A 13,580-nucleotide genomic window follows, 5' to 3' on the forward strand; every position below is an offset into this window, starting at 1 on the left:
ATTGCGCCACGCCACGCCGCCCGGCCGCGTTTGCCGCGCACGGCTCAATCGAAATACGTGAGCCCCATCGCGCCTTTCACCTCGGCCAGCGTCGCGCCGGCCACCTCGCGCGCATGCATCGTGCCGCGCTTCAGGATCCCCATGACCTCCGCCTTGTCCGCCTCGAATTCGCGGCGGCGCGCACGGATCGGCTCGATCAGCGCCTGCAGCCGCTCGTTCAGCACGCGCTTGACGACGCTGTCGCCGAGGCCGCCGCGGCGATAGTGCGCCTTCAGTTCGTCGACCTTCTGCACGTCGGGCTCGAACGCGTCGAGGAACGTGAACACGACGTTGCCTTCGACCTGGCCGGGATCGCTCACGCGCAGGTGGTTCGGATCCGTGTACATGTCCTTCACGGCCTGCGTGATCTCGTCCGGCGTCGAGCCGAGCGTGATCGCGTTGCCGAGCGACTTGCTCATCTTCGCCTTGCCGTCGATGCCCGGCAGCCGCGTGACCGCCGACAGCACGGCCTCGCATTCCACCAGCACCGGCTTGTCGACCGTCGCGTTGAAGCGGCGCACGAGTTCGTTGGTCTGTTCGATCATCGGCAGCTGGTCGTCGCCGACCGGCACGTGCGTCGCCTTGAACGCGGTGATGTCGGCGGCCTGGCTGACGGGATAGGTCAGGAAGCCGGCCGGGATGTCGCGCTCGAAACCGCGCAGACGGATCTCTTCCTTGATGGTCGGATTGCGCTCGAGGCGCGCGACCGTGACGAGGTTGAGCAGGTATTGCGACAGCTCGGCGAGCTCGGGCACCTGCGACTGGACGACGATCGTCGAGATCGCCGGGTCGACGCCGACGGCCAGGTAGTCGAGCGCGACCTCGATCACGTTCTCGGTGACGCGCTGGCGACGGCCCATGTTGTCGGTCAGCGCCTGCGTGTCGGCGAGCAGCAGGAACTGCGTCGCGTCGTGCTGCATCTGCACGCGCGCGCGCAGCGAGCCGATGTAGTGGCCGAGATGCAGCGGGCCGGTCGTGCGGTCGCCGGTGAGGATGGTCGGTCGGGTCGGGTGCGTCATGGTGTGGATTGGCTCCGGGTTATCGAAGCCACCAGCCATGATTCGGGCGCAGAAACGACAATGCCGCCATGGCTGGCGGCATCACGTTCGGGACATGCAAAAGGAAACGGGCCGCCTGGGTCAGGCGCGCCACCAGCGATGCACGTTCGGCGAGGCAGGTTTGGTTTCCATTGCGCGAGTATAGCGTAGTGCGGGGATGGGCGTGCTGCGTCAGCGTATGACCGACTCCATCGCGAGGTAGGCGGTTTCGGCCGACGGCCACAGCAGGTACAGCAGGCCGGCCATCAACAGCAGCGCGCCGGCGCGTACCAGCGGCGTGCGATCGATCTCGCCCAGGATGCGGAAGTGCTGCTTCAGTTTCTTCATGCTTGCAGGCGCAACGTGCGCTACTCCAACGGTTGCTGCAACGGGTCGGGTGGGGCCGACACCGGGGTGTTGCGGGGTTCGACGGGGGGCTGAGCCGCTGGCTCGGCGCGGCAAGGGGATCGCGTGCGGGAGATCGAAAAGGGGAACGATCAGGTGCGCCGGATGCGTCTCGCCTAGTGATGCGCATCCTACCAGTTCGACGGCGTGCGCATAGTCAAGAATTGTGGGGTGGGGACAGGTTAAAGGGACGCAACGTAAAATCAGCGGCATATGAACGGAGATGCTGTCCCGACTGCGGGCCATTGCCGACGGCCCATGAAATTGCCGGATGAGGGCCTTGTCAGCAGGCCGTTTGTGCCGTTCCATACTGCGCACGTGACCGTGCATTCATTTCTTGTCGTGCAAGGTATTCGATATCGTGCGAATTCGATTGCGTCTGATTACCGTGGACCGTGGCCGGCTGATCCGATTGGCTTCCGTTCTTCTGATCGCTGGATGTGCCGCCTGTTCAAGGAACGATTCGCTTCCTCGCAACATGTCGCTGACTGCGTTCAATCCGCACCGCGAAGCGTTCGAATGCAAGCATGAAGCCGACGTTGTTCCTCGGATCGATCCAGAGGCAGATCGTTGGAATACGCGAGCGATCGCGCTCACCAGTTCGTTGCTGTGGCCGGATCAGCGCGACTATAGGGGGGCCGTCGAGTTATGGGCGAAGGCCGCCGAGCGCAAACACTGGAAGGCGATGCTGAATCTGGCGAATGCGTACGCTCGCGGCGAAGGCGTGGATAGTGATTCCGAACATGCTGTTCAAATCGCTGAACAGGCGATGAAACTCGGCATTCCGGCGGCCTACGATCTGATGGGCACGTATTACATGGACGGGATGGGGGTGAAGCAGGATGCGAGCAGAGCCCATGCATTCTGGCAACTGGCTGCGGATATGGGGAGTCCGAATGCGATGGCATATCTGGGGGGCAAGATGGACGCGATTTATGACGATCCCAAAGCAGGCTTTTGGGGTAATCGCAAGATTGCGCTTCAAATGCTGGAATGCGGATATGCCCAAGGTAGCGGGGATGCCGCCTATGCGCTCGGGACAACACTCGTGGGCGCGGACAAGTCGCTTGGCGAAGACAACGACCGAGCCCTCAAGATTCTGCATGATGGCGTGAAATACGGGAGCGCCAAGAGCGCCGGGTATTTGTTCGGCGCATTCGACGATGGTGATCCGGTGGTTGGTAACGTGAAGGATCGTGCTCGTGCCGAGCGTTACAGCGTACTCGCCGACCGCCTCGAGCGCGATCCGGACCTTCGTCTGCCAAACCTTGACAAGGTCGTGCCGCTGCCGCCGGCCAAACTGCCCAAGTGGGACGGCAACAAAGCGACATTGATCGATGCGGCGAAACCGACGCTGCCGATTTCGGACACGCTTCCCGTGTCCGCCGGGCATCGCATCGACCGTGCACATATGCAGGAATAGCGTTGGGCAGTCTGGGCCGAGCGCGGTGCTGTATGCCCGTTCCGCCAGCCATGCTCGATCGCCCCAGCTTTTTTCTCGTCAACAACCACAAAAATGATCGTTTCGCCCTGGCGAGCCTGTCAGCAGAATGTCTCCATTCCCCCTCGCGCGACGACACGAGCATCGCCGCGAGCCGCACTTCAAGGAGACAGCCGTGGCAGCGGAAACAACCTCAATCGATACGCTGGTCGTCGGGGCCGGCCAGGCCGGCGTGGCCATGAGCGAGCACCTGGGCAAACTCGGCGTGCCGCATCTCGTGCTGGAGCGCGACCGCATCGCCGAGCGCTGGCGCACCGGGCGCTGGGATTCGCTGGTCGCGAACGGCCCCGCGTGGCACGACCGCTTTCCGGGCCTCGAATTCGACGGCCTCGATCCCGATGCGTTCGCGTCGAAGGACCAGGTCGCCGACTACTTCGAAGCCTATGCGCGCAAGTTCGACGCGCCGATCCGCACCGGCGTCGAAGTGAAGAACGTCGTGCGCAACACGGGCAAGCCGGGGTTCATCGTCGAAACCTCGGAGGGCACGATCGAGGCGAACCGCGTGGTCGTCGCGACGGGCCCGCTCGCGACGCGCGACAGCGCGTACCGTCGCCGGCAGACGGGCGCGCCTCTGCCGCCGTCGCCGGCGCGGTAAGGCGCGTGCCGTTCGCCACGTGAAAACGAAGCGGCCGCCGCATCGGAGGCGATGCAGCGGCCGGGAGAGCGGGGAGGCGGGGCGGCAGGCAGGTTCTCGGCGTCACGGCATGTCGCATGCGTGCCGTACGTCGCGAACCTGCCCGCCCGCGGATCACACGACCGCGGAACGCGCGACCCGCACCGGCACCGACTTGTACGACGGCGTGCCGCTTTCCTTGTCGATGTAGTCGAGCGGCACGAGCACGTTCGCCTCCGGATAGTACGCGCCGACCGAGCCCGGCGCGATGTCGTACTCGATCGCGGTGATCTTCTCGAGGCGCAGCGTGCGGCCCGAGGCGGTGATCGTCTCGATGTCGACGAGGTCGCCGTGTTCGAGCCCGTACTTCGCGAGATCGGCCGCGTTCATGAACAGCACGTCGCGCCGCCCGAACACGCCGCGATAGCGGTCGTCGAGCCCGTAGATCGTCGTGTTGTACTGGTCGTGGCTGCGCAGCGTGATCAGCCGCAGCACCTGTTCGGCGCCGAGCACGTCCGCGTCTTCCTTCACGCCCGTGTAGACCGAGAACATCGCCTTGCCGGTCGGCGTGGGCCACACGCGCTCGGTGGGCGGCAGCGGCAGGCGGAAGCCGCCCGGCGTGCGGATCCGTTCGTTGAACGCCTCGAAGCCGGGCACCGTCTTGTCGATCAGGTCGCGGATGCGGTCGTAGTCGGCGATCAGGTCGAGCCACGCGACCTTGCTGTTCGGCAGCGTCGCATGCGCGATCCCCGCGACGATCGCGGGCTCCGAGCGCAACGCGTCGGACGCCGGCTTGAGCTTGCCGGCCGACGCGTGGACCATCGACATCGAATCCTCGACGGTAATCGATTGCCGGCCGCTCGCCTGCATGTCGAGCTCGGTGCGGCCGAGCACGGGCAGGATGTAGGTTTCCTTCGCAACCAGCAGATGCGAGCGGTTCAGCTTCGTGCCGAGATGCACGCTGAGATCGAGCTTCGCCATCGCGGGGAACGACAGCTCGGGATCGGGCAGCGCGACCGCGAAGTTGCCGCCGAGGCACAGCAGCGCCTTGGCCTGGCCGTCGACCATCGCCTGCATGGCCTGCACGGCGTCGTGCCCGTGATGCGCGGGCGGCTTGAAGCCGCACACGTCCTCGATCTTCTGCAGGAACTCGGCCGACGGCTTCTCGGTGATGCCGACCGTGCGGTTGCCCTGCACGTTGGAGTGGCCGCGCAGCGGGCACACGCCCGCGCCGGGCTTGCCGAAGTTGCCGCGCATCAGCAGCAGGTCGGCGATCAGGCGCACGGTCGCGGTGCCCTTGTTGTGCTGCGTGACGCCCATCCCGTACGTGACGATCGTCGCGTTCGATTTCGCATAGGCGAGCGCGACCTGCTCGAGCTGCGCCTGGCTCAGGCCGCTCGCGCGCTCGATGTCGTCCCACGACGTGGCCTGCAGGTCGGTGGAGAACGCGTCGAAGCCGCTGGTGTGCTGCGCGATGAAGTCACGGTCGAGCACGTTGCCGCGCTCGGCCTCGAGCTGCAGCAGCGCCTTCATGATGCCCTTCAGAGCGGCCGCGTCGCCGCCCGCGTCGACCTGGTAGTACGTCGACGCGATGCGCGTCGAACCGAACGACGCCATCTCGATCATGTCCTGCGGATCGGCGAAGCGTTCGAGCGCGCGCTCGCGCAACGGGTTGAACACGATGATCGGCACGTTGCGGCGCGAGCACTCGTGCAGCGTGCCCATCATCCGCGGATGGTTCGTGCCAGGGTTGTGGCCGATCGAGATGATCAGCTCGCAGTGGTCGAAATCCTCCAGCGAAACGGTGCCCTTGCCGATCCCGATCGACTGCGGCAGGCCGACGCTGGTCGGCTCGTGGCACATGTTCGAGCAGTCGGGGAAGTTGTTGGTGCCGAGCTCGCGCGCGAACAGCTGATACAGGTACGCGGCTTCGTTCGACGCGCGCCCCGACGTATAGAACTCGACCTGCTCGGGCGGCAGCGCACGCAGCACCTCGCCGATGCGCGCGAACGCGTCGTCCCATTCGACCGCGCGGAACGTGTCGGTCGCGCGATCGTAGACGAGCGGATGCGTGAGCCGGCCCATGTTCTCCAGCTCGTAGTCGGACATCCGCAGCAGCGACGACACGGTGTTCGCCGCGAAGAACTCGGGCGTCACGCGCTTGGTCGTGGCCTCCCACGTGACGGCCTTCGCGCCGTTCTCGCAGAACTGGAACGTCGACTTGTGTTCCTTGTCGGGCCACGCGCAGCCGGGACAGTCGAAACCGTCGGGCTGGTTGGTCCGCATCAGCACGATCGGCGCCTCGATGGTTTCCATCTGAGTGCGCACGGCCTCGGCTGTCGCGCGAAGCGCGCCCCAACCGCCGGCGGGCCCATTGTACTTCCTGATGCCTGGCACTTCGCGTCGATTTGTCATGTGAATCTCCATGAGCCGGGCCCGCTGCGGGGTGGCTCGGGTTGCGCCGCGTCGCGGCGTGGGGCGGCACCGTCCGGCGGACGGCGCCGGTCATGCGGGCCCGGACATGCGGGCCCGCGTGGTATCAGTGCGCGTCCTTCTTCGCACCGGACGACTTCTTGCCGGATGCCTTCGCGACGGGCGGCGGCGTATCGGCATTTGCTTCGTCATCCTTTTCATTGGCCGATGCCTTCGTGGCCTTGCCGTTCGGCCTGGCCTTGCCGTCGGCGTCCTGCTTCGCGTCCTTCACATCAGGCGGCGCGAGCTTGTTGAACGTCACCGTGTCGCCGGCCGTGTCGTAGTCAACTTCGACGCGGTCGCCCGACTGAAGCTTGTCCGCGAGGATCTCCTTCGCGAGCTTCGTTTCGATGATCTGCCGAACTTGCCGCTTCAGCTCGCGCGCGCCGAACTCCGGCTGGTAGCCGGCTTCGGTCAGGTGTTCGACGAGCGAGTCGCCCATCACGAGCGTGATGTCCTGCGCGGCGGCGGTGCGCACCACGCGGTCGAGCTGGATCTGCACGATCGAGCGGATGTTCTCCTTCGACAGCGCATGGAACACGATCACCTCGTCGATCCGGTTCAGGAACTCGGGGCGGAAATGGCCCTTCAGCACCTGCATCAGCTGCTCGCGGATCGCCTTGTCGGTCTTGCGCGCGGCTTCCGGCTGCGTGAGGTTGTCCATGATGATCGCGGCGCCGAGGTTGCTCGTCGCGATGATGATCGTGTTGCTGAAGTCGACCACGCGGCCCTTGCCGTCGGTCAGCCGGCCGTCGTCGAACACTTGCAGCAGCACGTTGTAGACGTCCGGATGGGCCTTCTCGATCTCGTCGAGCAGGATCACGCTGTACGGGCGGCGCCGCACGCGCTCGGTGAGCTGGCCGCCTTCGTCGTAGCCGACGTAGCCGGGCGGCGCGCCGATCAGCCGCGCGACCGCGTGCCGCTCCATGTACTCGGACATGTCGATGCGGATGATCGCCTGCTCGTCGCCGAACACGGTCTCGGCCAGCGCCTTCGCGAGCTCGGTCTTGCCGACGCCGGTCGGCCCGAGGAACAGGAACGTCGCGATCGGCCGGTGCGTCTGGCCGAGCCCGGCGCGCGACAGCCGCACCGCGTCGCTGACGGCGACCACCGCGTCGTTCTGGCCGACCACGCGCTCGCGCAACTGCTCTTCCATCTTCAGCAGTTTCTGACGCTCTTCCTGCGTGAGCTCGGACACCGGGATGCCGGTCAGCCGCGACACGACTTCGGCGACCGATTCGACGGTCACCTCGAGCGTCTCGGAGCCGGTCTTGCGCTGCCATGCTTCCATCTTTTCGTCGAGCGACTTCTGCTTCTCGTTGATCTGTTCTTCGAACTGCTTCGCTTCGTCGAAGCGCTTGCGCGACGTCGCGTAGTCCTGCTCGCGCTTCAACTGCGCGATCTGCGCTTCGCCTTCCTGGATGTCGACGGGGCGTGACGTCGCGCCGATCCGCACGCGCGCGGCGGCCTGGTCGATCAGGTCGATCGCCTTGTCGGGCAGGAAGCGCGCGGTGATGTAGCGGTCGGCGAACTCGGCGGCCGCGACGAACGCGTCGTCGGCGAACGTCACCTGATGGTGCGCCTCGAGGCTGTCGCGCAGCCCGCGCAGGATCACGATCGTCTGCTCGACGCTCGGCTCCGGCACGAACACCGGCTGGAAGCGCCGCTCCAGCGCCGCGTCCTTCTCGATGTGCTTCTGGTATTCGTTCAGCGTGGTCGCGCCGATCAGGCTCAGCTCGCCGCGCGCGAGCGCCGGCTTCAGCACGTTCGCGATGTCGAGCCCGCCTTCGCCGCCGCCCTGGCCCGCGCCGACGATCGTATGCAGCTCGTCGATGAACAGGATCAGTTCGTCATGCTTCGCGGTCACTTCGTCGATCAGCTGCTTCGCGCGCTCCTCGAATTCGCCGCGATACTTCGCGCCGGCGACCATCGAGTTGATGTTGACTTCGACGAGCCGCTTGCCGCGCAGCACTTCGGGCACGTCGCCGTTCACGATCCGCTGCGCGAGGCCTTCGACGATCGCGGTCTTGCCGACACCCGGCTCGCCGATCAGCACCGGGTTGTTCTTCTTGCGGCGCGCGAGCACCTCGATCGTGCTTTCGATTTCCTGCGCGCGGCCGAGCACCGGGTCGAGCTTGCCCTGGCGCGCGATCGCGGTGAGGTCGCGGCCGAACTTGTCGAGATGCGGCGTGCCGGTCGGCGCATCGACTCGGCCGTCTTCCGCACCCTTGCCGACGACCTTCACGACCTTCTGGCGCAGCGCCTCGGGCGTCACGCCGTATTTCTTCAGCAGCGTGCCGGCGATGCTGTCCGGCACCGACGCGAGACCAATCAGCAGGTGCTCGGGGCCGATGTACGAGTGACCGAGGTCGCGCGACGCCTGGAACGCGTACTGCACGGCCTTCTTCACGCGCGGCGAGATCGACAGCTTGTCGAGCGACGCATCGGGGGAGGCCGTGCCGGTATGCGCGTGCTCGTCGATGTACGACTTGATGTCCTGCGGCGACAGCTTCAGTTCCTTCAGCAGCGCGGCGCACACGTCGGTGTCCGCGAGCGCGTACAGCAGGTGTTCGGTGTCGAGTTCGCCGCGGCGCAGCTCGTGCGCCTTCTCGGCCGCGCGCTGCAGCAGTTCGAGCGTCTGCTCGCTGAACGCGTCGGTCGGGTCGACCGACTCGCGCGGAATCTCCGCGGCAAGCGGCGACGCGTCGCCGGACTCGCCGAACAGCGACGACGCGCCGCCGCCCAGCAGCGAGTCGAACGGGTTCAGCATGCTCTGATGCCGCATCAGCTGGCGGAAGTGGTAGTCGCAGATCGAGATCGTCTTGCGCTCGCCGTCCTGCATCACGGTGGCGCGCGCGACGGCCGGCCGGGCGTGGCAGATGTCGCAAAGTGCGGGCATGGTGGTCTGGCTCCTGTCAATGAACGTGAATCGAAAGGGAAGTCCCGATGCGCGAGGGCGCCGGGGCGTGCCTGCCGCACGACGCGACCGGCGGCGCGCGCGCCATGCCGGCGCCGTCGCGCCGCGCGCGCCGGCATGGCGACCGGCCGTGCTCGACGCCGGCAATACCGCTGCTTCGCGGCGCCTGCGCCATCACTTCGACTGCGTTCAAAATAGCGAATCGGCCCAGGGCCTCCAAGACACAGTTCCGCATCGGCCCGGCCGGGAATTGCACCCTCACAAGCGTGCGAGCATGAGACGCAAGGAGTACAGACGAGCGCGCATGCGGGTGCGGCGTGCGGGCTGCGCAAACGTGGCGGCGTGCGACGCGCGCGAAGCGCGGTGCGACATCGACGCGCAGGGCGCCGGCAGCGAGCCAACGGGAAGGGGGGCGCGCGGCGCAACGCGGCGCGAGCGCATCGGCGCGAGCGCGCAGCGCGGCAGCGTGCGCGGACGGGGCAGGCCGGGCCGCGCGCGCACCGCAACCGGTGCGTGGCGCGCGGCCGCTGGCGAAGCGGGCGGGTTGCACGGTGCGGGCCGGACATCGTGCAACCGTGGCGAGGCGGCGTCAGTCGGAGAGCGTCATCGCAAGTTTCTGCCGTGCGATCTGCTTCACGTCGGTTGACAGTGCCGCATTCTGCAGACCATTGGCCCAGACGGAGAACGAATCCTCGATCAGGTTGCGGGAGTCGGGCGGCAGTTCGGCCAGCATCAGCGCCACCACGGTGAACAATACGGCGGTGTCGCCGGCCTGGCGGCTCGCGTTCGCGTCGACGGCCTGCTTCAGGCTGTCGATCGACGCTTGCAGTGCCTGTAGTGCTTCATTCGATTCGCTCATTTCTCGCTCCATGCAGGATGGTTCGATCGGCGACGAACGTGCGGCCGGCCACGCGGCCGGTGGGCGCGATGCCGGTCGGGCATCGCGCGGGCGGAACGTCAGGTCGCCGGGTTGCCCTGCGGCGCCACGGCCACCGATGCCTCGCTCGTCAGCATCAGGAACGTGAACGTTTCGCGCAGGTAAAGGCGAACGACCTTGTCGGTATGGCTCGTGTAGCCGATCGACACGTCTTCGCCGAGGTGCAGTTCATAGTCGCCGCCGCGGGTGGACAGCACGCAGCCGCCGCTGATCGCCGGCGCCCAGATGATCTCGCCGCTGACGATGCGCTTGATGTGGCCGAGGACCGGATAGCCCTGGTCGCGCGCCTCGCTGAGCGCCGTGTAGGCGTCCGAGCCGAGCACGACCGAGTACGGGCCGTCGACGCCGGCGAGCCGCAGCGCTTCCAGCGCGTCGCTGATCGCGTCCGGATACGCGCTGACGTCGGCCGGCAGCGTGAGCTTGCGGTTCGACGTGCCTTCGCGGATGCCGACGATGTCCGCGGCCAGATAGCCGTCGAAGATCGCGCCGTCTTCCGCGAACGCGAGCCGTTGCGCGGCATCCTTCGCCGGCTGCCAGTCGGCATCGCGCGCGCCGCGCTCGACGCTGTCGATCGCGTCGCGGCTCAGCTCGAACGGCACCGTCAGCTCGACGATCGTGCGGACTTCGCGCAGCCGTGCGCCGACCAGCTCGCGCGGCGCGGCGACCTCGCGCAGATGCCCGGTGCCGACGGCCGACAGCTCGGGGCCGGCCGGGCCCTCGACGTCGACCACGCGGCGCCCGGCCACCGAGCGCTTGAAGGTGCGTGCGACTTCTTCCTCGATCTGCTCCCAGGCGGACGAGGAAATCGGCGCGAGTTCGCGGTGCAGGTTATTCATAGGCTTTGGCTCCTTTCAGCGATCCGATGTTCAGCGAGCCGTCACGACGCGACTCGGGCGATGCGGGGGCCGGCTGCGCGGCGGTGGCGGTGGCTTCGGCGCCCGGTGCGGGGCGATCGGCGAGCGCCTCGAGCAGGTCGGCCGACGGCACGAAGAACAGCGAGCCGGTGACCGCGCGGCTGTAGTCGAGCAGCCGGTCGTAGTTGCCGGGCGGGCGGCCGACGAACATGTTCTCGAGCATCTGCTCGATCGGCGCCGGCGAGCGCGCGTAGCCGATGAAGTAGGTGCCGAATTCGCCGGAGCCGGGGCGCCCGAACGGCATGTTGTCGCGCAGGATCTTCACTTCCTGGCCGTTCTCGTCGAGCGTGGTCAGCGAGCTGTGCGAGCACGACGGCTTCACGTCCGGCGCCAGCTCGATGTCGGACAATTTGGTGCGCCCGATGATGCGCTCCTGCGTCTCGACCGCGAGCGCGTTCCAGCCGGCCATGTCGTGCAGATACTTCTGCACGATCACGTAGCTGCCGCCCGCGAATTCGGCATCTTCGTCGCCGATCACCGTGAAGTCGACCGCGTCGCGGCCCTCCGGGTTCTCGGTGCCGTCGACGAAACCGATCATCGCGCGCTGGTCGAAGTTGCGGAAGCCGTGCACCTCGTCGACGACCGTGACCGCGTCGCCGAGCGCGCCGAGCAATTGGGTCGCGAGTTCGAAGCACAGGTCCATCGCGTCGGCGCGGATGTGCAGCAGGATGTCGCCGGGCGTCGCGATCGCGACGCGCTGGCCGGCGCCGAATTCGCGGAACGGATGCAGCGACGCGGGGCGCGGATCGCCGAACAGCGCATCCCAGGCGTCGGCGCCGAAGCCGCATACGCAGGACAGGTTGCCGTCCGGCACGCGCTTGCCGACCGAGCGCACGAGCGCGGCGATGTCGCCGCACCACGCGCGGATCGTGTCGGCGCGCTCGGCGCCGGGGTTGACGGTGGCAACGAGGAAGATCGCGCTGCGCGTGACCGGGCTGTGAACGGCCTGGGAAAGCGGGGGACGGGTTTGCATCGCGGCCTGCCGGTCAGTCATGTCGGGACGGACGGGCCGCGGATGCCGCGGCGCGCGAAGACGAACGGTTGGACTGTGTCATGCGACTGTTCTCTTTGTGACATGCGGATGAAGGACGTTGCGCGGGCATCGCGCAACGGGCCGCAGCGGCGGCGGCCTGCCGCCCGGGCGCGCAAGGGGGAGGCAGGCTCGGTGGCCGCGCGTTCGCCCGGCGCGCGACCTCGCCGCACCGCGTAACGTCGTCGAGCATGCAATCTAGCAGCTTCGGCGGGTCTTTGGAACACGTATCGCCAATCTGTCATTCGAATGGGTTGATCGGGGTCCGATTCTGCGTCGCGGGCCTGCAGCTGTACTCCTGAAACCCGCGGCGCTGTGCTCTTGAGCGGGCGTGGCGCGTGCAGTAGATTAGGTTCGCTCCGCCCGCCGACGAGGACCATCATGATGAACCTGCTGGAAGCGATGCGTATTTATGTCGCGGTGGTCGAGCATGGCGGGGTGTCCGCCGCGGCGTCCGAACTGAAGCTCGGCCGCGCGCAAGTCAGCGAGCGGCTGGACCGCCTCGAACGGTATCTCGGCTGCCGGCTGTTGCTGGCGCGTGCGGGCGGCGACGTGGCGTGTACCGATGCGGGCGTCGCGTTCCACCAGTGCTGCCGGCGCACGCTGTCCGCGGTCGCGCAGGCCACCACCGCGGCCGGTGCGTGCGCAACCTTTCCCGATGCGCGCGTCGCGGGCTTTCCGCCGCCCGAAACCATCCGCCGTGTCGACCCAGCGTCGATCGCGGCACAACCCTCATTGCACCGGTCATCGCCTTGAATACGTCCACTGTTTCCGCCGATACGGCCGCCGAGCGCATCCGCCGCCGCTTCGGACACTTCCTCCACGCGGCCGAGCTGGCCGGGCTGATCGTGATCGGCCTCGCGACCGCGTTCGCGATGACGCAGGAAGCGTGGAAGGTCGTGCTCGCGGGCGAGGTGTCGCTGACCGACCTGCTGCTGATGTTCCTCTATCTCGAAGTGCTCGCGATGAACGTGCGTTACCTGCGGCTCGGCCGGCTGCCGGTGCGCTTTCCGCTGTTCATTGCGATGACGTCGCTCGCGCGCGACCTGATCCTGCGCGGCGCCACCGACAGCCCCGAGCGGATGCTGATGACCACGTTCGGAATCGTGCTGCTCGCGGTAGGCGTGTTGATCCTCAGTTTCGGCCAGCATCGCTTTCCGGCGGAGGTCGACGACGTCGAGGACGATGTGCATGCGCGTCGGTGATGCGTGTGTGTGCGGGGCCGATCGATGGGGGTGTCGGTTCGGCAGTTCATTTCGTTATACCGAGATTGATTCGGTGCGGCGCCGACTCGCGGCTGCCGCGTTTCCATCTGTTCACCACACGTGTGCGATTTGAGGTTTGATCGCCAAACTGTCACTTACATTCGCCGAAATGACGCAGTAGGATGCCGATCCTTCTCATGATGGATTTCGCATTGCTATCCGCCTTCAATTTCGGTAATGGACGTGGCTCGCACCGGAACGCCCGCGGCCGGACACGGCTATGCGGCTTCGTGCAGCGGCACGGCACGCGCACCTGCGCGTCGCAGGCTGGTTCACCGCTGGCGGGGCGAGGCGGATGAAGCTCTACGAGAAATTCGCGAACGACATAGAGAGACTCATCCGGCAACGCGTGTATCGACATGGCGATCGTGTGCCGTCGGTGCGGCAGGCGAGCCAGCAGCACCGGATCAGCATCACGACCGTGCTGCACGCGTACCTGCTGCTCGAAAG

The 13,580-nt window shown here is 66.9% G+C and carries 11 protein-coding genes and 1 pseudogene; 5 read left to right on the forward strand and 7 right to left on the reverse strand.

What is annotated here, in order from left to right; all coding sequences use genetic code 11:
- Positions 1-44: 44 nt before the first annotated feature.
- On the reverse strand, positions 45-1,058 hold the full coding sequence (gene trpS / locus DID98_RS33960; RefSeq protein WP_124485763.1) for a tryptophan--tRNA ligase: 1,014 nt from the start codon (positions 1,056-1,058) through the stop codon (positions 45-47).
- A 210-nt stretch (positions 1,059-1,268) separates the two neighbouring features.
- Positions 1,269-1,424: a hypothetical protein gene (locus tag DID98_RS36010; RefSeq protein ID WP_185640925.1), complete on the reverse strand. Its 156-nt coding sequence runs from the start codon at positions 1,422-1,424 to the stop codon at positions 1,269-1,271.
- 430 nt (positions 1,425-1,854) lie between these two features.
- On the opposite strand from DID98_RS36010, the gene DID98_RS33965 reads away from it, so the two are divergent.
- Positions 1,855-2,904 carry a sel1 repeat family protein gene (locus DID98_RS33965; RefSeq protein WP_260428134.1) on the forward strand — a complete coding sequence of 350 codons (1,050 nt, stop codon included), beginning with the start codon at positions 1,855-1,857 and terminating at the stop codon, positions 2,902-2,904.
- A gap of 193 nt (positions 2,905-3,097) precedes the next feature.
- Positions 3,098-3,574: pseudogene (locus DID98_RS33970) on the forward strand (NAD(P)-binding domain-containing protein); the annotation flags it as partial.
- A 156-nt stretch (positions 3,575-3,730) separates the two neighbouring features.
- On the opposite strand, the gene DID98_RS33975 reads toward DID98_RS33970, so the two are convergent.
- The 5 genes from DID98_RS33975 to DID98_RS33995 all read right to left on the reverse strand — a co-directional run bounded on the left by DID98_RS33975 (position 3,731) and on the right by DID98_RS33995 (position 11,829).
- Positions 3,731-6,010: an FdhF/YdeP family oxidoreductase gene (locus tag DID98_RS33975; protein WP_124572134.1), complete on the reverse strand. Its 2,280-nt coding sequence runs from the start codon at positions 6,008-6,010 to the stop codon at positions 3,731-3,733.
- Positions 6,011-6,134: 124 nt separating this feature from the next.
- Positions 6,135-8,966, reverse strand: a complete 2,832-nt coding sequence (locus DID98_RS33980) for an ATP-dependent Clp protease ATP-binding subunit (RefSeq protein ID WP_124572135.1) — start codon at positions 8,964-8,966, stop codon at positions 6,135-6,137.
- A gap of 607 nt (positions 8,967-9,573) precedes the next feature.
- On the reverse strand, positions 9,574-9,843 hold the full coding sequence (locus DID98_RS33985) for a hypothetical protein (RefSeq protein ID WP_124485765.1): 270 nt from the start codon (positions 9,841-9,843) through the stop codon (positions 9,574-9,576).
- A gap of 98 nt (positions 9,844-9,941) precedes the next feature.
- Positions 9,942-10,757 carry a family 1 encapsulin nanocompartment shell protein gene (locus DID98_RS33990; RefSeq protein ID WP_044848156.1) on the reverse strand — a complete coding sequence of 272 codons (816 nt, stop codon included), beginning with the start codon at positions 10,755-10,757 and terminating at the stop codon, positions 9,942-9,944.
- Positions 10,750-11,829, reverse strand: coding sequence for a Dyp-type peroxidase (locus tag DID98_RS33995; RefSeq protein ID WP_124485766.1), 1,080 nt, complete (start codon positions 11,827-11,829; stop codon positions 10,750-10,752). The genes DID98_RS33990 and DID98_RS33995 overlap by 8 nt, the downstream gene beginning before the upstream one ends.
- A 417-nt stretch (positions 11,830-12,246) precedes the next feature.
- Between DID98_RS33995 and DID98_RS34005 the strand changes: the two genes are divergently transcribed.
- The 3 genes from DID98_RS34005 to DID98_RS34015 form a co-directional block, all read left to right on the forward strand.
- Positions 12,247-12,621, forward strand: a complete 375-nt coding sequence (locus DID98_RS34005; RefSeq protein ID WP_260427376.1) for a LysR family transcriptional regulator — start codon at positions 12,247-12,249, stop codon at positions 12,619-12,621.
- Positions 12,618-13,070: a phosphate-starvation-inducible protein PsiE gene (locus DID98_RS34010; protein ID WP_044848158.1), complete on the forward strand. Its 453-nt coding sequence runs from the start codon at positions 12,618-12,620 to the stop codon at positions 13,068-13,070. Before DID98_RS34005 ends, DID98_RS34010 begins: the two co-directional genes overlap by 4 nt.
- A 355-nt stretch (positions 13,071-13,425) precedes the next feature.
- Positions 13,426-13,580: GntR family transcriptional regulator (locus DID98_RS34015; protein ID WP_124492242.1), on the forward strand; the 155-nt coding region annotated here is incomplete at its 3' end.

The sequence above is a fragment of the Burkholderia sp. Bp8984 genome (genome assembly GCF_003853755.1).
GTDB lineage: Bacteria > Pseudomonadota > Gammaproteobacteria > Burkholderiales > Burkholderiaceae > Burkholderia.